We start from the raw sequence: 18,785 nt of genomic DNA on the forward strand, positions 1-18,785 counted from the left end.
TTCGGACTCAGCGCCCCGACTCGGGGCCGCCCGGCTGCCACAGCACGTCACCGTCCGGATTCGCACAGCGACCGAGGATGAAGAGCAGGTCAGAGAGCCGGTTGAGGTACTTGGCGGTGAGCGGGTTGGTCCGTTCGGCGTCCTGCTCCAGGAGCGCCCAGACGCTGCGTTCCGCCCGACGGGCCACTGTGCGCGCCACGTGGAGATACGCCGCGCCGGGCGTGCCACCGGGGAGGATGAACGACGAGAGCTTCGGCAGGCCCTCGTTGAACTCGTCGCACCAGCCCTCGAGCCGGGTGATGTAGCGCTCCTCGACCCGCAGCGGCGGGTACTCCGGGTCCGGGACGATCGGCGCACACAGGTCCGCGCCGACGTCGAACAGGTCGTTCTGCACCTGCCGCAGCGGCACCAGCAGCCGCTCGTCCAGCTGCCCGACGGTCACCGCCACCCCGACGGCGGCGTTGCACTCGTCCGTGTCGGCGTACGCCGCGAGCCGCACATCGGTCTTCGACACCCGCGAGAAGTCCCCGAGCGCGGTCGTCCCGGAGTCCCCGGTCTTGGTGTAGATCCTGGTGAGGTGCACGGCCATGAGCCGAGCCTAACTGGCCTGCCGGTACCCCGGGGGCGCCGCTTCGAGCCAGGAGAGGAAGCCGGTCAGGACGTCCGCGCTCATCGCCAGCTCGACCTCGTGGGCGTCGTCCCGGCACCGGATGACGGACGTCGCGTACGGGATGGCGAAGGACTCCCCGGGCAGCGGCGCGCGCCGGTCGACGATCTCGAGGTCGTTCCGGTCGATGGCCACCGTGGGCCCCACCCGGAAGCTGGTGAGCCGGTACCAGGCGAACTCGTCGCCGCGGTAGCGACCGACACCGAAGTGCCAGTCGGTGACCGCGAAACGGCGGCGCAGACACAGGTCCACGCCGCCGCCACGCATGAGTCGCACCCGCCGCACGGCGAGCCAGCCGAGGGCGAGACACACGAGCACCAGGACCACACCGACGATGATCGCCACGGTCTCGGCCACAGGTGCTCGTGCTCTCCAGACCTACGCCGAGGCGGATTCCGCGGCTTTGAGCCGCACCTCGGCCCGCTTGCGGGCCGCCACCTCGTCCGGCTCGTCCCCGGTCGCACGGGACAGCGCCGCCTGCGCACGCTTGACGTCGATCTCGTCCGCCTGCTCGGCGAACTCCGCCAGGATCGAGACCGTCTCCGGCCCGATCGAGAGGAACCCGCCGTGCACGGCGACGGTCAGCGACGGGCCGTCGACCGGGTCGATCCGGACGACGCCCGCCTCCTCGAGCTGCGCGAGCGTCGGCTCGTGGCCGGGCATGATGCCCAGCTCACCCTCGGTCGTGCGGGCGAGCACGAAGCTCGCCTTGCCCGACCAGAGGCGCCGCTCGACCGCGACCAGCTCCACGGTCATCTCTGCCATCAGACGATCAGCCCTCGAGCTTCTTGCGGTTCTTGTCGAGGTCCTCGAGGCCACCGCAGAGGAAGAACGCCTGCTCGGGCACGTCGTCGAACTCGCCCTTGGCGATCTTGTCGAAGGCCTCGATGGTCTCCTTGAGCGGGACCGTCGACCCCGGCTGGCCGGTGAACTGCTCGGCGACCAGCAGGTTCTGCGACAGGAAGCGCTCGATGCGCCGCGCCCGGCCGACGAGCTGCTTGTCCTCCTCGGACAGCTCGTCGATACCCAGGATGGCGATGATGTCCTGCAGGTCGTTGTACTTCTGCAGGATCCGCTTGACCTCGTTGGCGACGCGGAAGTGCTCGTCGCCGATGTACTGCGGGTCCAGGATCCGCGAGGTCGAGGTCAGCGGGTCGACCGCCGGGTAGATGCCCTTCTGCGAGATGGGGCGGGAGAGCTCCGTCGTCGCGTCCAGGTGGGCGAAGGTCGTCGCCGGGGCCGGGTCGGTGTAGTCGTCCGCGGGGACGTAGATCGCCTGCATCGAGGTGATCGAGCGGCCGCGCGTGGAGGTGATGCGCTCCTGAAGCTCGCCCATCTCGTCCGCCAGCGTCGGCTGGTAACCGACGGCGGACGGCATGCGGCCGAGCAGCGTGGAGACCTCGGACCCGGCCTGGGTGAACCGGAAGATGTTGTCGATGAAGAGCAGCACGTCCTGGTTCTGCTCGTCACGGAAGTACTCGGCCATGGTCAGGGCCGACAGGGCGACGCGCATACGCGTGCCCGGAGGCTCGTCCATCTGGCCGAAGACGAGCGCGGTGTCGTTGATGACGCCGGACTCGGTCATCTCCGTGATGAGGTCGTTGCCCTCACGGGTGCGCTCGCCGACCCCGGCGAACACCGACGTACCACCGAAGTTCTTGGCGACACGGGTGATCATCTCCTGGATGAGCACCGTCTTGCCGACGCCGGCGCCGCCGAACAGGCCGATCTTCCCACCCTGCACGTACGGGGTGAGCAGGTCGATGACCTTGATGCCGGTCTCCAGCATCTCGGTGCGACCCTCGAGCTGGTCGAAGTTCGGCGCCTTGCGGTGGATGCCCCAGAGCTCACCGGTCGGCGTGAAGTCCTTGTCGTCCAGGCAGTCGCCGAGCGCGTTGAACACGTGGCCCTTGACCTGGTCGCCCACGGGGACCGAGATCGGACGGCCGAGGTCCTTGACCTCCTGGCCGCGGACGAGGCCGTCCGTCGGCTGCATGGAGATGGCGCGGACCAGGTTGTCGCCCAGGTGCTGGGCGATCTCCAGGGTCAGCGTCTTGGACAGCTCACCGAACTCGATCTCCACGGTGAGGGCGTTGTAGAGCTCCGGCACCTGGTTGCGCGGGAACTCGACGTCGACGACCGGGCCCGTGACCCGGACGACCCGGCCAACCCTGGTCTGGGTCGCGGAATCAGCAGTGGCGGTCATCAGCTCTCACTTCCTGCGGTCACAAGAGCGTCGGCGCCACCGACGATCTCGCTGATCTCCTGGGTGATCTGTGCCTGGCGGGCCTGGTTGGCCTCCAGTGTCAGAGTACGGATCAACTCGTTCGCGTTGTCCGTCGCGGCCTTCATGGCCCGCTGCCGGTTCGCCGACTCGCTCGCCGCCGACTCCAACAGGGCCGCGAACAGCCGCGCCCCGATGTACTTCGGCAGCAGCGCGTCGAACAGCACGTCCGCGCTGGGCTCGAACTCGTACAGCTGCTTGACGTCGTTCGGGTCCGACCGGATGGGCTCGGCCTCCCCGGCCACCGTGTCCACCTCGTCGGCGTACTCGACCTCCATGGGCGCCATCCGCCGCGCCTGCGGCAGCTGGGTGACCATGTTCTTGAACTGCGTGTACACGAGGTGCAGCTCGTCGACGCCCTCGACGCCGTCCGCGTTGCCCTCCGCGTCGTCCTGCCCCGCCATGAACGCGGTCACGAGCTCGCGCGCCGCCACCGCGGCGTCCTCGTAGCTCGGCTGCTCGGAGAAGCCCGTCCAGCTCGCCGCGACCGGGCGCCTGCGGAAGCGGTAGTAGCTCACGCCCTTGCGCCCGATCACGTAGAGCACCGGCTCCTTGCCCTGCTCGCGCAGGAGCGACTGGAGCTGCTCGGCCTCCTTGAGCACGTTGGCGTTGTAGCCACCGCACTGGCCGCGGTCACTGGTCACGACCAGCACCGCGGCGCGCTTGGCGTTCGGCCGCTCGACGAGCAGCGGGTGGTCCAGCGCCGAGTTGGAGGCCAGCTCGGTGAGGACCGCCGTCATCTGCTCGGCGTACGGCTTCGCCTCCTCCACCCGGGCGCGGGCCTTCGCGATCCGCGAGGTCGCGATGAGCTCCATCGCCCGAGTGATCTTCTTGATGGACTGCGTCGACCTGATCCGCCGCCGCAGCACACGGATCTGTGCCGCCATGGGTCCCTACCCGTCAGCTCGAAGCCGGCGCCGGCTTGTTGACCTTCACCGTCTCCTGGTCGACCTCGTCGGCCTCGAGGGCCTCCGCCTTGGCCTCCTTGACGACCGACGAGCCGTCAGACGCGGTGAAGTCCTTCTTGAAGTCGTCCACGATGCCCTGCAGCCGCTCGACGTTCTCGTCCTTGAGCAGCCCGGTGTCCCGGATCTCCGCGAAGACGCCCTCGTGGTTGCGCCGCACGTGCGCGAGGAAGTCCGACTCGAACCGGGCCACGTCCGCGACCGGGACCGAGTCCAGCTGGCCGGTGGTGCCCAGCCAGATGGAGACGACCTCCTCCTCGACCGCGAACGGCGCGTACTGCGCCTGCTTCAGCAGCTCGACGAGGCGCTCGCCGCGACCCAGCGCCGCGGCCGAGGCCGCGTCGAGGTCCGAGCCGAAGGCCGCGAAGGCCTCGAGCTCGCGGTACTGCGACAGGTCCAGCCGCAGCGAGCCGGACACCGCCCGCATGGCCTTGATCTGCGCCGACCCGCCGACCCGGGAGACCGAGATGCCGACGTTGATGGCCGGCCGGACACCCTGGTTGAACAGGTCCGACTCCAGGAAGACCTGGCCGTCGGTGATGGAGATGACATTCGTCGGGATGTAGGCCGACACGTCGTTCGCCTTGGTCTCGATGATCGGCAGGCCGGTCATCGAGCCGCTGCCGAGCTCCTTGTTGAGCTTGGCGCAGCGCTCCAGCAGGCGGGAGTGCAAGTAGAAGACGTCACCCGGGTAGGCCTCGCGGCCCGGCGGGCGGCGCAGCAGCAGCGAGATCGCGCGGTAGGCCTCGGCCTGCTTGGACAGGTCGTCGAAGACGATCAGGACGTGCTTGCCCTGGTACATCCAGTGCTGGCCCAGCGACGACCCGGTGTAGGGGGCGAGCCACTTGAAGCCTGCCGGGTCGGAGGCCGGGGCCGCGACGATCGTCGTGTACTCCAGCGCGCCCGCGTCCTCGAGCGACTGCCGGACACCGGCGATCGTCGAGCCCTTCTGGCCGACGGCGACGTAGATGCAGCGGACCTGCTTCGTCGGGTCGCCCGACTCCCAGTTCTGCTTCTGGTTGATGATCGTGTCGACGCAGACGGCGGTCTTGCCCGTCTTGCGGTCACCGATGATCAGCTGGCGCTGGCCCCGGCCGATCGGCGTCATGGCGTCGATGGCCTTGATGCCGGTCTGCAGCGGCTCGCGGACCTCCTGGCGGTCCATCACGCCCGCGGCCTGCAGCTCGAGGATGCGGCGCGTCTCGGCCTCGATGTCGCCGAGCCCGTCGATGGGGTTGCCCAGCGGGTCGATCACGCGGCCGAGGAAGGCCTCGCCCACGGGCACCGAGAGGATCTCGCCGGTCCGCTTCACGGACTGGCCCTCCTCGATGCCGGCGTAGTCGCCGAGGATGACCGCGCCGATCTCGCGCGCGTCCAGGTTCAGCGCGACGCCGCGCACCCCGCCGTCGAACTCGAGGAGCTCGTTGGTCATCGCCGAGGGCAGGCCCTCGACGTGGGCGATGCCGTCACCGGTGTCCGAGACGGTCCCGACCTCTTCACGGGCCGTGCCGGTCTCCAGCGACGAGACGTAGCCGGCAATCGCGCTCCGGATCTCCTCCGGGGAGATCGTCAGCTCTGTCATGGCAGTCGTCTGTTCCTTCTTCTCGTGAGGTGTCAGCTCGGGATGGCCCGACGGGCGGCGGCGAGCTTGCCGCTCACGCTTCCGTCGATGACCTCGTCGCCGACCCGGATGACCATGCCGCCGAGCAGGCTCTCGTCGAGCTCGGTCTGCAGCGCGATCTCCCGCCCGTAGATCCGGGTGAGGGAGGCGGTGAGCTGCTGTTCCTGCGCCGCGGTCAGCGCCACGGCCGTGCGCACGTAGGCGACGGACCGGCTGCGCCGGGCGGCGGCGAGCTCGGCGAGCTCCTCGGCCGCGACGTCCAGGTGCCGGGCCCGCGGGGTGCGGACCAGGTCCCGCAGGAGCGCGGAGGTGACGGGGTAGACCTTGGTGCCGAGCACCGCGTCGAGCAGCTCGACCCGCTTGTCGGCGGGCACGTCGGTGTCCGCCAGCAGGGTGGTCAGCTCCGGCTCGCGCTCCAGGATCCGGCCGAACCGGAACAGCTGGTCCTCGACGTCGTCGAGGGCGCGCTGCTTCTCGGCCGCGGCCAGCAACGCCGTGCGGGCGAGCGACTCGGTGCCCTCGACCAGGTCGATCGGGTGGGACCAGCGGGCCTCGACGAGGTCGGTGACCGTGTCCAGGGTGGCCGCGGAGACCTTGCCGCCGAGCACGCTCGACGCCAGGGACGCGCGCTGCTCGCCGCTCGTCGCCGGGTCCGAGAAGGCCCGCCGCAGCGCCCGCTCGGCGACGAGCAGCCGCGTGACCGCGTACAGCTCCTCGCCCAGCTTCTGCCGGTCGCCCGCCGCGAGCGGCGCGAGCCGCTGCTCGAAGCTCGTCGACACCGCGTCCAGGGCCTCGCGGCTCGTGGCCGCCAGAACCAGTGCCATCAGCGCGCCCCCATCCCGTCCAGGTCGGCCAAGAAGCCGTCCACGGTGGCCGACCGGCGGGCCGGGTCGGCCAGCTCGGCGCCGAGGAGACGCTCGGCGAGGTCGGCGGACAGGCCGCCGATCTCCCCGCGCAGCGAACGCTGCGCGGCCTCACGCTGGGCCGTGGCCTGCTGGTCGGCCTGCGCGCGGATGCGCGCGGCCTCCTCCTCGGCCTCGGTCCGGAGCTCGGCCTTGATCTGCTGCGCCTCGGCCCGGGCGTCGTCTCGGATGCGGGCGGTCTCGTCCCGCACGCCGTCCAGCCGGCTCTGGGCGCTCTTCTTGAGCTCCTCGGCCTCCGCCTCGGCCTCCTCGGCCCGCGCCAACCCGGTGCGGATCGACTCGGTCTTCGCCGCGTAGGACTTGTTGAGCGTGGGCAGGCCCGCTTTCGCCAGCACCCACAGCAGGAGCGCGAAGGCGATCAGACCGACGATGATCTCGACGGTGTGCGGCCAGATGGGGTGCAGCTCCCCCTCAGCAGCCAGAATCATGGGTGTGTGCTCCTCCGCCTACGACCCGGGAAGGGGTCGATCAGGCACCGAGCGCGAACGCGAGCACCAGGCCCAGGATGGCGAGCGCCTCGGAGAGGGCGAAGCCGATGAACGCGATGCCCTGCAGCTGGCCGCGGGCCTCCGGCTGGCGCGCCACGCCGTTGATGAAGGCGGCGAAGACGATGCCGACACCGATACCGGGGCCGATGGCCGAGAGGCCGTAACCGATGGTGTTGAGGTTACCGACGATGTTCACGGTGACCGCTTTCCTTTCGAGATGTCCGCGGACGGCTCCGCGGGCTGACGAGGGTCTGGGGGGCGACTAGTGGTCGTCCGCGAGCACGGTGCCGATGTACGACGCCGTGAGCATCACGAAGATGTAGGCCTGCACGACCTGGATGAAGGCCTCGAAGAAGGTGAAGACGAGGCCCATCGCGAAGGCGAAGGGCGAGAGGACCTTCAGCAGGATGCTGTCCGCGACGACGAGCATGTACTCGCCACCGAGGATGAACAGCACCAGCAGGAGGTGGCCGGCGAACATGTTGCCGAACAGTCGCAGCGACAGGGTGACCGGCCGCAGGATGATGTTCGACAGGAACTCGATCGGCGTGAGGATGATGCGCACCCACCACGGCACGTCCGGCGGCCAGGTGGAGATCCGCATGTACCCGCCGAAGCCGTGGTGCCGGATGCCGGCGTAGGTGAACACCAGCCAGACCAGCCCGGCCAGCGCGTAGGGCACGCCCGGGTGGCTGAACGTGGGGAACTGCAGGATCGGGATGATCCCGAACAGGTTGTTCACCAGCACGAACGCGAACAGCGCGGTCAGGAACGGGACGTACTTCAGGAACTCCGGCCCGATCATGTCCCGGGCGATCGAGTTGCGGACGATCCCGTGGAAGGACTCGCCGAGGAACTGGCCCTTGCTCGGCACCAGCTGCATCCGGCTGGTCGCGACCCGGAACAGCACGACGATGATGATCGCCGCGAGCACGAGCTGCAGAACCGGCTTCGTGACGGACCCGAAGAGGGCCGGAAGCTGGAAGGCGTCGACCCCGGGCGCCTCGAAACCCGGGGCCGGGGCGGTGGCCGTCATGGTCACCCAATGCTCCTTTCGGTTCCGCGGGCGGGACCTGCGGAATCGAGACGATCAGGACTTAACGTACCTGACGTAGATCAAGTACATCGAGGCCGCCGCGCCGGCCAGCAAACCGGCCACCGTGAAGCCCCGCAGGTCGAACAGTTCGTCCACACCCCACCCGATCCCCCCGAAGAGGAGGATGCCGGTCAGGAGGTGCGACAGAGCGGTCCAGGCCTCGGCCGGATGCGGCGTGCGGGCCGGTTTCTGTCCACCGGCCGCGCCGCTCACCTCACGCGGCTGTTCCTGCTCCATCACGAGGGACCCTATCAGCCGTATTACGCACTCCTTACCGGGCACGACCTGCCCGGACCGCTCGGACGGGGCGATCCTCACCGTCCGCGAACCCCGGAACCGGCCGGACGTCGCTCTATCGCCTGTAGAAGTTCGAAATCGGACGTGACGCAGGTCGCTTTGAGACTGCGATCACGGACACATCGGACACCTCGGACAGGTTCGCGAAGTTCACTCGTTCAGCCGAACGAGTGGGAGGGGACGCCCCCTCCCGTGGGACAGCTCGGGGCTGCTCAGACGTCCACGGACGGGGCCTTGGCCCGGACGAACCCGATGCACTCCCCCACGATCCACGCCAGGGTGACGCCCGCCAGGGAGAAGGCGAAGGTCTGGTTGTCGAACAGCGACGTCCCGCGGAACACGATCACGAACACCAGGAGCACGACGAACTTCCCGGCGAACGAGGCCATCGCCCCGACCATCACCCCGCCCGGGGTGGCCCGGGCCGTCGCGCGCATGACCCAGGTCCCCGCGAACCCGAGCACGAGCCCGATCACCACGCCGACCGCGCCGCCGACGAGGCCGTGGGTGCCGCGGAACACCAGGCTCAGCACCAGGGCGACGACGGCCGCGCCGACACCCCCGATCACCGCGTACCGCTGCATGGCGGCGGCCAGCTTGAGCACCGTCGTGACGTGCGGGGGGTCCTGCGGGGTGGTCATGCTCAACTCCGGGTCGCTGTCGGTGGCCGGGCCCGTGCGGTCGTGCGCGCCCGGGGCACCGCGGTGGCCAGCACCGCCACACCCAGGCCGAACGCGACCGTCCAGAGCACGAGGGCCGGGTCGTCGATCAGGGCGAGGGCCACCGCGCCGAACGCGAGGATCCCCGCCCACAGGTAGATCAGGAGCACCGCGCGCCGCTGGCTGTGCCCGATCTCGAGCAGGCGGTGGTGCAGGTGCATCTTGTCAGGTGAGAAGGGGCTCATCCCGGCCCGGGTCCGCCGGACGACCGCCATCAGCAGGTCCAGGATCGGCACGAACGCCACCGCGAGCAGCACGATGAGCGGCGCGAACAGGGCGAGGATGTCCGACCCGTCCGTCGTCGTGGTGATCGGGATGCGGCCCGACGCGCTCGTCGTGGCCGCCGCGAGCATCAGCCCGATCAGCATCGAGCCGGAGTCCCCCATGAAGATGCGGGCCGGGTTGAAGTTGTGCGGCAGGAAGCCCAGGCAGGCCCCGGCCAGCACCGACGCCATCAGCGCGGGTGGGTAGGCGGCGGCGTCGTTGCCGTTCTCCTGGACCAGCCCGATGGCGAACGCGCAGGTGGCGGTCGCGGCGATCAGGCCGATGCCGGCGGCGAGCCCGTCGAGCCCGTCGACGAAGTTCATCGCGTTGACCAGGGCGACCGTCAGCACGACGGTGAGCACCACACCCTGCTCGGGCCCGAGCGACAGGATCGAGCCGGAGATGCCGGTGCCCCCGCCGCCCCACGGGATCCAGAACACCGAGAACTGCACGCCGAACAGGACGAGCACACCCGCGGCGGTGACCTGACCGGCCGCCTTGGTGATCGCGTCGAGCTCGTAGCGGTCGTCCAGGGCCCCGACCAGCACCAGGAGGGCGGCGGCGAGGAGCACGCCCTGGACGTCTCGCGAGTAGTCGAACGCCAGCCGCAGCGCCGGGAGCTGGGCCGCCAGCCCGATCCCGGCGAGCACGCCGCCGAACATCGCCAGCCCGCCCCACCGGGGTGTCGGGGTGACGTGCACGTCCCGGCCGCGGGGCCAGGCCACCGCGCCGAGCCGGAGCGCGAGCACGCGCACCAGCCCGACCAGCAGGAACGTGACGACGGCGGCCACCAGCCCGACCAGCAGGTACTCCCGGATGGGGAGACCCAGGCCGAAGCTGGACTGGGCGAGCGGCATCTACCGAGCGTAGGCCGGGACCCGGGAGACGAGGGCGGTGACCCGCTCGGCGACGTCCGCCAGCCCGCGGTCGCCCGCAGGCGTGCCGTGCTCCGCCTTGACCGCGCGGGCCAGCAGCGAGGCGATCTCGGCCATGTCGCTCTCGACCATGCCCTGGGTGGTGGTGCTCGGCGAGCCCACCCGGATGCCCGACGGCTTCATCGGCGGGGCCGGGTCGTACGGGATCGAGTTCTTGTTCAGCGTGATGCGCGCGAGGTCGCAGCGGGTCTCGGCCTCGGAGCCGGTGACGCCGATGGGCCGCAGGTCGATGAGCGCGAGGTGGGTGTCCGTGCCGCCGGAGACCGCCCGCATGCCCTCCACCTCGAGGCCCTTCGCCAGCGCCTGGGCGTTCGCGATGACCTGCGCGGCGTAGGCCTGGTACTCGGGCTGCGCCGCCTCCTTCATCGCGACGGCCTTGGCCGCGACCGCGTGCATCAGCGGGCCGCCCTGCGAGAACGGGAAGACGGCCTTGTCGATCGCCTTGGCGTGCTCGGCCTTCGTCAGGATCATGCCGCCGCGCGGGCCGCGCAGCACCTTGTGCGTGGTGGCCGTGACGACGTCCGCGAAGGGCACCGGCGACGGGATGGCCTTGCCTGCGACCAGGCCGATGAAGTGCGCCGCGTCGACCATCAGCGTGGCGCCGACCTCGTCGGCGATCTCGCGGAAGAGCGCGAAGTCGATCAGCCGCGGGTAGGCGGTGGCGCCGGCGATGATGATCTTCGGCCGGTGCTCGCGGGCCAGGTCGCGGACCTGGTCGTAGTCGATGAGCTCGCTGTCCTCGCGGACGGTGTAGCTCACGGCGTGGAACCACAGGCCGGAGAAGTTCACCTTGGACCCGTGGGTGAGGTGGCCGCCCTGCTTGAGGTCCATGGCCAGCACGGTGTCGCCGGGCTTGGCGAACGCGGCGTAGGCCGCGAGGTTCGCGCTGGCGCCGGAGTGCGGCTGCAGGTTGACGTGCTCGGCGCCGAAGAGCTCCTTCGCGCGCGCGTTGCCGATCTCCTCGGCGACGTCCACGACCTGGCAGCCGCCGTAGTAGCGGCGACCCGGGTAGCCCTCGGCGTACTTGTTGGACAGCGTGGAGCCCAGGGCCGCGAGGACGGCCGGGCTGGTGAGGTTCTCGCTCGCGATGAGCTGCAGTCCGCCGCGCAGGCGCTCCAGCTCGTCGAGGACGACACCGGCGATCTCCGGGTCCTCCTGCTGCAGGGCCCCGAAGTCCGGGCCCCAGAACGGAATGTCGCTGCGCTCGCTCACGAGGCACCAGGCTACCTGCGGGTTCGCCCGGATCCCATGCCGGATCGGTGCTCACATCCGTGTTCAGTGCTCTACGGTGGTGCGGTGAGTTCTCCCCGGTCCGCACCCCGCACCGCCCGCGCCCGAGTGCGGGCCCAGCTCACCGCCGAGATCGTCGAGGTCGCCCGGGCCCACCTCGCCACCGCGGGGGCCGCCCAGCTCTCGCTGCGCGCCGTGGCCCGTGAGCTGGGCATGGTCTCCTCCGCGGTCTACCGGTACTTCCCGTCGCGAGACGACCTGCTGACCGCGTTGATCATCGAGGGGTACGACGCGCTGGGGGCGGCCGTCGAGGCCGCGGGCGGGGACTCGCTCCTGCAGCGGTGGTTGGCGGCCTGCGCCGCGGCCCGGGAGTGGGCTCTGGCACACCCCCACGAGTACGCCCTGCTCTACGGCTCCCCCGTCCCCGGCTACCAGGCCCCTCAGGACACGATCGCCCCCGCGGGCCGGGTGGCCCTGGTCCTGGCGGGGATCGTGCGGGACGGGATCGCCGCGGGCGAGATCGCGGTGCCCGAGGAGTCCGCCCCGGTCAGCCGGGAGATGCTCGACGCGGTGGACCTTCCGGAAGGGCTCGGCGGGCGCCTGGTGCAGGCCTGGAGCAGCCTCTTCGGCGCCATCAGCTTCGAGCTCTTCGGCCACACCCACAACGTGGTGGAGGACCACGAACAGCACTTCACCCAGGTCGCGACCCGCCTGGCGGCAGGGGTGGGCATCACACCCCCCATCACACCCCCCTCGTTGTGATCAACAGGCGCTGAGGGTCGAGAACCGCACCCGGATCGACCCGGAGCACCTTCTCGACCCCGACGCCCATGATCAACAGGCGCTGGGGGCTCGGCCCCTACGTCGGCGACACCCGTTCCCATGATCAACAGGCGCTGGGGGCTCAACCGCGCCTCGCCAGGCGCTCGGCCACGATCAACGCGGTCCGCTCCCGCACCTGCTGTTCCACAGCCTCGATCATCCGGTCGCGGCGGAGCCAGACGTCGACCGCCTGGAATCGCATCACGTGCCAGCCCAGGGCGCCGATCCGGATGTCGCGCTCACGGTCGAGCGCGTCGTCGTGCTGCGCGCCGTCGTACTCGACCGCCAACCGAGCCTGCGGGAACGCCAGGTCGACGCGGGCGACGAAGCCCCCGAACGCGTTCCGCAGCTCGTACTGGACCTCGGGCCGGAACCCGGCGAGCACCAACGCCAGCCGCATCCGGGTCTCCATCGGCGACTCCGACCGCGGATCGGCGAGCACGACCACCTCGTCGAGCCGCAGGCTGTTCCGCGCGCCGCGCTCCCGCATCCGACGGTCGAGGAGGGTGAACGGGTCGAACCGCGGCGGCGCCCCCGGCGTCGGTACCCGCGCGAGCGCGTCCACGGCGACGACCGCCTCGGGCAGTGGCAGCGATCGCCCGAGGTCCCACGCCGTGCGGAACCGGGTCGTGGCGCGGACCCCGCCCACGGAGACGGTCTCGTCGGTCGGGCCCTGGTGCGCGACGAGTCCCGGCTGCGCCGCCAGGTGGGTCGGCGCCAGCACCTCGACCGGCGCGCCGCTCGGTTCGCACGAGGCACCGAAGGCGTCGGCCGCCGAGTAGCCCGCCAGCACCCCGCCCCGCGGCTCGACGAACTGGTAGGCCGCCTGCGAGCGCACCCGGAACGTCGGTTCCAGGTCCGCAGGCAGGTAGACGTCCGGGAAGATCCGCACGAATCGGCGGCTGCGGAGCACGCCGCGGGTGAGCAGCCCCGCACGCAGGGCGTCGGAGCCGCGGAACGGGCCGATGAGCACCTCCGCAGCGTGACCCGACGACGGTCTCCCCCGTGGCGAAACGGCGAAACTCGTCGACGATGACGACCCTCAGCGCCTGATGATCAGGCCGTCTGGAGTCGAGAAGGCGCTCACGGCTCGTCCCTCACCCCGACTCGACCCTCACCGCCTGTTGATCAGTGCTCCGGGGGGACGCGAGTGCTCAGCCCATCGGGACCTCGTGGCCCACGACCTCGCTCACCATCGCCCGCGTGATCTCGCCCTCGCGCAGGATCCGCGGGGCCTTTCCCGTCAGGTCGACGATGGTGCTCGCCACCGGGGCGCCGCTCGGGCCGCCGTCGAGGTACACCGCCACCGAGTCCGCCAGCTGGTCGATCGCCTCGCCCGCGTTGCTCGCCGGGGGGCGGCCGGAGATGTTCGCGCTGCTCACCGCCATGGGCCCCACATCGCGCAGCAGCTCCAGCGCGACCGGGTGCAGCGGCATCCGGAGCATCACGGTGCCCTTCGTGGAGCCCAGGTCCCAGGCCAGCGACGGGGCGTGCGGCAACACGATGGACAGGCCGCCGGGCCAGAACGCCTCGATCAGAGCCCGCGCGGTCGCGGGGACGCCGAGCACCAGGCCGTCGATCGTCGACCAGGAGCCGACGAGCACCGGCACGGGCATGTCCGGCCCGCGGTGCTTCGCCGCGAGCAGCGACTTCACGGCGGTGGCGGAGAAGGCGTCGCAGCCGAGGCCGTAGACCGTGTCCGTCGGCAGGACGACGAGTCGCCCGGCACGGACGGCCTGCGCGGCGGCGGTGAGGCCCGCGGCCCGGGCGTCGGGATCGGAGCAGTCGTAGACGGGTGCGGCCGGAGCAGTCACCACCGCACCCTACGACCGGTCAGGCGGGCCTGGTCCGGCGGGCCGTCGCGAAGCGGGGGCGGCCCGCCAGGTCGGTGTGCGCCTCGACGTCCGTGAGGACCTTCCGCCTCCGCAGGAGGGCGGGGACGGCGTCGGCGTGGGTGTCGTCGTGCTCGATCGCCAGCCCGCCGCCGTAGCGCAGCAGCGTCGCCGCGGCGCTGATCACCGCCGGGACCAGCGCCAACCCGTCCGGTCCGCCGAACACCGCGACCGCCGGGTCCCACCGCGCCACCTCGGGCGGGACGGGGGTGCCGTCGGGGACGTAGGGCGGGTTGCAGACCACCAGGTCGACGCGGGCCTCGAGCTCGGGCAGCAGGTCCGGCCGCCGGACGTCGTCGGCGTGCAGGACGACCCGGTCGCCGTGCGCCGCGATGTTCCGGCGGGCCCAGGTCAGGGCCGCGGGGTCCAGCTCGACGGCGTGGACGACGGCGTCGGGGCGGGCGGCGGCGAAGGCCAGCGCGAGCGCGGCCGACCCGGTGCACAGGTCCACGACCACGGGGTTCTCGTGCCCGGCGAGCTCCTTGAGCCCCCATTCCAGGAGCAGCTCGGTCTCCGGGCGCGGCGTGAACACACCCGGCCCGACGGCGACCTCCACCGGCCCGAGCACGGCGGTCCCGAGCACGTGCTGGAGCGGCTCCCGGGTGGCGCGCCGGGCGACGAGCTCCCGCAACGCCGTGACCTGCGCGGTGTCGACGAGCGGGCGCAGCACCAGCTGCGACCGCGGTACCCCGACGACGTGCGCGGCGAGGAACTCGGCCTCCACCCGCGCCGACTCCACCCCGGCCGCCGCGAGCGCGCGCTCCGCCTCCGCCACCGCGACCCGCAGGGGCAGACGGCTCACGTGCACACCACGCGGAGGACTCGCGGACTCACGGGGCGGACTCGGCCGCAGCGAGCGACTCGGCGCGTTCGGCCGTCTGGAGGGCCGCGACGACGTCGTCGAGCTCGCCGTCGAGCACGGTGGCGAGGTTGTGGGCCTTGTAGCCCACCCGGTGATCGGAGATGCGGTTCTCCGGGAAGTTGTAGGTGCGGATCCGCTCCGAGCGGTCCACGGTTCTGACCTGGGACTTCCGCTCCGCCGACGCGGCGGCGGCCTGCTCGGCCTCGTGCAGCGCCTGCAGCCGGGAGCGCAGCACCTCCATCGCGCGCGCCTTGTTCTGCAGCTGCGACCGCTCGTTCTGGCAGCTCGCGACGAGCCCGGTGGGGAGGTGGGTGATCCGGACCGCCGAGTCGGTGGTGTTGACCGACTGGCCGCCGTGTCCGGAGGAGCGGTAGACGTCGACGCGCAGGTCGTTCTCATCGATCTCGACCTCCGCGTCCTCCCCCGTGTCCGGGTAGACGAGGACCCCCGCGGCCGAGGTGTGGATGCGGCCCTGCGACTCGGTGACCGGGACCCGCTGCACGCGGTGGACCCCGCCCTCGAACTTCAGGGCCGACCACACGCCGTCCGGCGTGGGCGCGCGGGACTTCAGCAGCAGGGTGATGTCCTTGAACCCGCCGAGGTCGGAGTCGACGGCGTCGAGGACCTCGACCTTCCAGCCGCGGCGCTCGGCGAACCGGGTGTACATGCGCACGAGGTCGCCCGCGAACAGGGCGGACTCCTCGCCGCCCTCCCCGGACTTGACCTCCATGACCACGTCGTCCCCGTCGTGCGGGTCGCGCGGCACGAGCAGCTCGGCGAGCCGGGACTCCAGCTCCGGGACGGCGGTGGCCAGCGCCGCGGCCTCCTCGGCGAACGCCGGGTCCTCGGCCGCCAGCTCGCGGGCGGCGGCGAGATCGGACCGCGCGGTGGCCAGCTCGCGCGCGACGGCGACGGTCGGGCCGAGCTCGGCGTAGCGGCGGCCGAGCTTGCGGGCCAGGGCGGGGTCCGCGTGCACCGACGGGTCCGCGAGCCGCGTCTCCAGTTCGGCGTACTCGTCGACGAGCGACTCCACGCCCGCCGGGCTGCTGCTCACCGCCATCGCCTGCTCCGTTCTCGTGGTGCTGTGGACTCCCGGGCCGGATGCCGGGGACTCAGGGCCCGGCATGCGAACGGCGCCCACCCCCAGCAGGGGGCGGGCGCCGTCGGGGCTGCTACTTGGCCGCGGCCTTGCCCGCGCGCTTGCCGTAGCGCGCCTCGAAGCGCGCGACCCGGCCGCCGGAGTCCAGGATCCGCTGCTTGCCCGTGTAGAACGGGTGGCACGCCGAGCAGGTCTCGACCGTCAGGGCCGAACCGCTGTGGGTGCTGCGGGTGGTGAAGCTGTTGCCGCAGGAACAGGTGACCTGGGTCTCCGTGTACTGCGGGTGAATGCCCTCGCGCATGGATCTCTCCTTCTCCGACTGTGCCGCCGGGTCCCGCGATGGCGGGTGAACCGGAGCAGTGACACGCCATTGAACCACCCGACCCCGGCGGGGATTCCCACCGGGGCCGGGTCGGCTCGGACGGGTCAGTCCTCGTTGTCGCCGAACTTCCCCGGGGTGGTCTTCTGCACCTGCATCAGGAACTCGATGTTGGTGCGGGTCTTGCGCAGCTGCCCGAGCACCAGCTCGATGGCCTGCTGGTGGTCCAGCGCGGCCAGCACCCGGCGGAGCTTGACGCTGACCGCGAACTCGTCCGCGGACATCAGCAGCTCCTCCTTGCGGGTGCTCGACGCGTCGACGTCCACCGCCGGGAACAGGCGCTTGTCCGCGAGCTTGCGGTCCAGCTTCAGCTCGGCGTTGCCGGTGCCCTTGAACTCCTCGAAGATCACCGTGTCCATCGTCGACCCGGTCTCGACCAGGGCCGTGGCGAAGATGGTGAGCGAGCCGCCGTCCTCGATGTTCCGCGCCGCGCCGAGGAAGCGCTTCGGCGGGTACAGGGCGGTCGAGTCGACACCACCGGACAGGATCCGGCCGCTCGCGGGCGCGGCCAGGTTGTAGGCCCGGCCCAGGCGGGTGATCGAGTCCAGCAGCACGACGACGTCGTGCCCCATCTCGACGAGCCGCTTGGCCCGCTCGATGGCCAGCTCGGCCACGGCGGTGTGGTCCGACGGCGGGCGGTCGAAGGTCGAGGCGATGACCTCGCCCTTCACCGACCGCTGCATGTCGGTGACCTCCTCCGGACGCTCGTCGACGAGGACGACCATGAGGTGGCACTCGGGGTTGTTCGTGGTGATGGCGTTCGCGATGGCCTGCAGCACCATCGTCTTGCCCGCCTTGGGCGGCGACACGATGAGCGCGCGCTGCCCCTTGCCGACGGGCATGACCAGGTCGATCACCCGGGTGATGAGCTTCGACGGCTCGGTCTCCAGGCGCAGCCGCTCGTTCGGGTAGAGCGGGGTGAGCTTGGTGAACTCGGGCCGGGACTTGGAGATCTCCGGGTCCCGCCCGTTGATCGCGTCGATGCGCACCAGCGGGTTGAACTTCTGCCGCTGCTGCTCGCCCTCGCGGGGCTGGCGCACCGCGCCGGTGATCGCGTCGCCGCGGCGCAGGCCGTACTTGCGGACCATCGACAGCGACACGTAGACGTCGTTCGGGCCGGACAGGTAGCCGGTGGTCCGGACGAACGCGTAGTTGTCCAGGATGTCGACGATCCCGGCGACCGGGAGCAGCACGTCGTCGTCTCGGACCTCGGTGTCCACGGCGCGCTCGCGCGGGGCGTCGCGCGGGGCGTCGCGGTCGCGGCCCCGACGGCGGTCGCGGTAGCGGCGGCCGCGGCGGCCGCGGCCGTCGCCGTCCTCGTCGTCGTCCTCGTCGAGGCGCGCCGGGCCCCGGGTGTCCACCGGGGCGGTGCGGTCGTTGCGGTCGTTGCGGTCCGGCCGGTCGTTGCGCTCGTTGCGCTCGGGACGGTCGTTCCGCTCGTTGCGGTCGTTGCGGTTGCGGCCCCGGTTGCGGTTGCGACCGCCCCCGTCGCCGTCCGACGGGCCGACGGACGCGGCGACCGCGTCCAGCGTGTCCGACTGCTCGGGGGTGCGCTCGCGACGGCGGGTCTGCCTGCGGCGGCCCTCACCCTCGCCGGGGCCCTCCCCCGGGTCCCCCTCGGACTCGGCGGCCGCATACCCGTTGACCTGGCCGTTCACGGCAGGCGCGGGGGCCGCGGCAGGGGTGTCCGCGACCGGGGCCTCCGGCGCGCCCGCGGGCCGCGAGGCGGTCCGGCGGCGCCGGGCGGGCTTCTCCGGCGCGCTCTCCGCGGCCGGGGTCTCGGCCACCGGGGCGGGCTGGGCCTCGGCCGGAGCCGCAGCCTCGGCCGGGGTGTCCTCGACGGGCTTGGCCGGGCGCCGGGTGGTCCGGCGGGGAGCCGGGGCCGAGTCGGACGCCGAGTCGGACACGGCATCGGTCGCCGAGGTGGACGCCGAGCCGTCCGCCGCGTCCAGCGGGAGCTGGTCGGCGTCCGCGACCTTCTTCGAGGTCCGCTTGGCGGGAGCGGCGGAACCCGCGCCCTGCTTCTCCTTGATGGCGGCGATGAGATCGCCCTTCCGCTTCCCCGCGATGTCGGGGATGTTCAGCTCGCCGGCGAGCTGCCGCAGGTCGGCGAGGACCATTCCGGACAGACCGCCGCGCTTGCGGGGTGCCGCCGGATCGGTGCCGGACTCGGCGGGGGTGCTGACGAGATCGGTCTCGCTCACGAATTTCCTTCCTGACCGGCCTGCAGATTTCAGGCCAG

The 18,785-nt window shown here is 71.6% G+C and carries 21 protein-coding genes; 1 reads left to right on the forward strand and 20 read right to left on the reverse strand.

Annotation, left to right across the window (positions count from 1 at the left end):
* Nucleotides 1-7: 7 nt before the first annotated feature.
* The 14 genes from BLS43_RS11245 to BLS43_RS11310 form a co-directional block, all read right to left on the reverse strand.
* Nucleotides 8-589 (reverse strand): cob(I)yrinic acid a,c-diamide adenosyltransferase, encoded by a 582-nt coding sequence (locus BLS43_RS11245; protein ID WP_093081997.1) that lies wholly within the window; start codon nucleotides 587-589, stop codon nucleotides 8-10.
* A gap of 9 nt (nucleotides 590-598) precedes the next feature.
* Nucleotides 599-1,024, reverse strand: a complete 426-nt coding sequence (locus tag BLS43_RS11250) for a DUF2550 domain-containing protein (RefSeq protein WP_237193030.1) — start codon at nucleotides 1,022-1,024, stop codon at nucleotides 599-601.
* 21 nt (nucleotides 1,025-1,045) lie between these two features.
* Complete coding sequence (locus BLS43_RS11255) at nucleotides 1,046-1,432, reverse strand: F0F1 ATP synthase subunit epsilon (protein ID WP_093082000.1); 387 nt, start codon at nucleotides 1,430-1,432, stop codon at nucleotides 1,046-1,048.
* Nucleotides 1,433-1,439: 7 nt separating this feature from the next.
* The gene (gene atpD / locus BLS43_RS11260; protein WP_093082003.1) at nucleotides 1,440-2,873 is read right to left on the reverse strand and encodes a F0F1 ATP synthase subunit beta; all 1,434 of its coding nucleotides are present in this window, start codon (nucleotides 2,871-2,873) and stop codon (nucleotides 1,440-1,442) included.
* A complete protein-coding gene (locus BLS43_RS11265; RefSeq protein WP_093082008.1) occupies nucleotides 2,873-3,838 on the reverse strand; it encodes a F0F1 ATP synthase subunit gamma in 966 nt (321 codons plus the stop codon). Before BLS43_RS11265 ends, atpD begins: the two co-directional genes overlap by 1 nt.
* Before the next feature lie 13 nt (nucleotides 3,839-3,851).
* Complete coding sequence (gene atpA, locus BLS43_RS11270) at nucleotides 3,852-5,498, reverse strand: F0F1 ATP synthase subunit alpha (RefSeq protein WP_093082012.1); 1,647 nt, start codon at nucleotides 5,496-5,498, stop codon at nucleotides 3,852-3,854.
* Nucleotides 5,499-5,530: 32 nt separating this feature from the next.
* The gene (locus BLS43_RS11275; protein ID WP_093082017.1) at nucleotides 5,531-6,361 is read right to left on the reverse strand and encodes a F0F1 ATP synthase subunit delta; all 831 of its coding nucleotides are present in this window, start codon (nucleotides 6,359-6,361) and stop codon (nucleotides 5,531-5,533) included.
* A complete protein-coding gene (locus tag BLS43_RS11280; protein ID WP_093082021.1) occupies nucleotides 6,361-6,888 on the reverse strand; it encodes a F0F1 ATP synthase subunit B in 528 nt (175 codons plus the stop codon). The genes BLS43_RS11275 and BLS43_RS11280 overlap by 1 nt, the downstream gene beginning before the upstream one ends.
* A gap of 40 nt (nucleotides 6,889-6,928) precedes the next feature.
* Entirely contained in the window at nucleotides 6,929-7,144 is a 216-nt protein-coding gene (atpE, locus tag BLS43_RS11285; protein ID WP_218129788.1) for an ATP synthase F0 subunit C, read from the reverse strand.
* 66 nt (nucleotides 7,145-7,210) lie between these two features.
* A complete protein-coding gene (gene atpB, locus BLS43_RS11290; protein WP_093082648.1) occupies nucleotides 7,211-7,984 on the reverse strand; it encodes a F0F1 ATP synthase subunit A in 774 nt (257 codons plus the stop codon).
* Between the two features lie 54 nt (nucleotides 7,985-8,038).
* A complete protein-coding gene (locus BLS43_RS11295) occupies nucleotides 8,039-8,281 on the reverse strand; it encodes an AtpZ/AtpI family protein (protein WP_093082653.1) in 243 nt (80 codons plus the stop codon).
* A 272-nt stretch (nucleotides 8,282-8,553) separates the two neighbouring features.
* On the reverse strand, nucleotides 8,554-8,982 hold the full coding sequence (locus BLS43_RS11300; RefSeq protein WP_093082026.1) for a Cg1360 family ATP-synthase-associated protein: 429 nt from the start codon (nucleotides 8,980-8,982) through the stop codon (nucleotides 8,554-8,556).
* A 2-nt stretch (nucleotides 8,983-8,984) separates the two neighbouring features.
* Complete coding sequence (locus tag BLS43_RS11305; protein ID WP_093082030.1) at nucleotides 8,985-10,181, reverse strand: glycosyltransferase family 4 protein; 1,197 nt, start codon at nucleotides 10,179-10,181, stop codon at nucleotides 8,985-8,987.
* A complete protein-coding gene (locus tag BLS43_RS11310) occupies nucleotides 10,182-11,471 on the reverse strand; it encodes a serine hydroxymethyltransferase (protein ID WP_245707428.1) in 1,290 nt (429 codons plus the stop codon).
* 84 nt (nucleotides 11,472-11,555) lie between these two features.
* Between BLS43_RS11310 and BLS43_RS11315 the strand changes: the two genes are divergently transcribed.
* Nucleotides 11,556-12,251 carry a TetR/AcrR family transcriptional regulator gene (locus tag BLS43_RS11315; RefSeq protein ID WP_245707429.1) on the forward strand — a complete coding sequence of 232 codons (696 nt, stop codon included), beginning with the start codon at nucleotides 11,556-11,558 and terminating at the stop codon, nucleotides 12,249-12,251.
* Nucleotides 12,252-12,393: 142 nt separating this feature from the next.
* Here BLS43_RS11315 and BLS43_RS11320 read toward each other — a convergent pair whose 3' ends face one another.
* The 6 genes from BLS43_RS11320 to rho all read right to left on the reverse strand — a co-directional run bounded on the left by BLS43_RS11320 (nucleotide 12,394) and on the right by rho (nucleotide 18,747).
* On the reverse strand, nucleotides 12,394-13,284 hold the full coding sequence (locus tag BLS43_RS11320; protein ID WP_093082038.1) for an endonuclease domain-containing protein: 891 nt from the start codon (nucleotides 13,282-13,284) through the stop codon (nucleotides 12,394-12,396).
* Nucleotides 13,285-13,465: 181 nt separating this feature from the next.
* Complete coding sequence (locus BLS43_RS11325) at nucleotides 13,466-14,125, reverse strand: L-threonylcarbamoyladenylate synthase (RefSeq protein WP_093082662.1); 660 nt, start codon at nucleotides 14,123-14,125, stop codon at nucleotides 13,466-13,468.
* A 19-nt stretch (nucleotides 14,126-14,144) separates the two neighbouring features.
* Complete coding sequence (gene prmC / locus BLS43_RS11330; RefSeq protein WP_093082665.1) at nucleotides 14,145-15,005, reverse strand: peptide chain release factor N(5)-glutamine methyltransferase; 861 nt, start codon at nucleotides 15,003-15,005, stop codon at nucleotides 14,145-14,147.
* Between the two features lie 28 nt (nucleotides 15,006-15,033).
* Complete coding sequence (gene prfA / locus BLS43_RS11335) at nucleotides 15,034-16,125, reverse strand: peptide chain release factor 1 (protein ID WP_093082042.1); 1,092 nt, start codon at nucleotides 16,123-16,125, stop codon at nucleotides 15,034-15,036.
* A 112-nt stretch (nucleotides 16,126-16,237) separates the two neighbouring features.
* The gene (rpmE, locus tag BLS43_RS11340) at nucleotides 16,238-16,465 is read right to left on the reverse strand and encodes a 50S ribosomal protein L31 (protein ID WP_093082047.1); all 228 of its coding nucleotides are present in this window, start codon (nucleotides 16,463-16,465) and stop codon (nucleotides 16,238-16,240) included.
* 125 nt (nucleotides 16,466-16,590) lie between these two features.
* Nucleotides 16,591-18,747, reverse strand: coding sequence for a transcription termination factor Rho (gene rho, locus BLS43_RS11345; protein ID WP_093082054.1), 2,157 nt, complete (start codon nucleotides 18,745-18,747; stop codon nucleotides 16,591-16,593).
* Nucleotides 18,748-18,785: the final 38 nt, after the last annotated feature.

It is taken from the genome of Pseudonocardia oroxyli (assembly GCF_900102195.1).
In the GTDB taxonomy this organism is placed as follows: domain Bacteria; phylum Actinomycetota; class Actinomycetes; order Mycobacteriales; family Pseudonocardiaceae; genus Pseudonocardia; species Pseudonocardia oroxyli.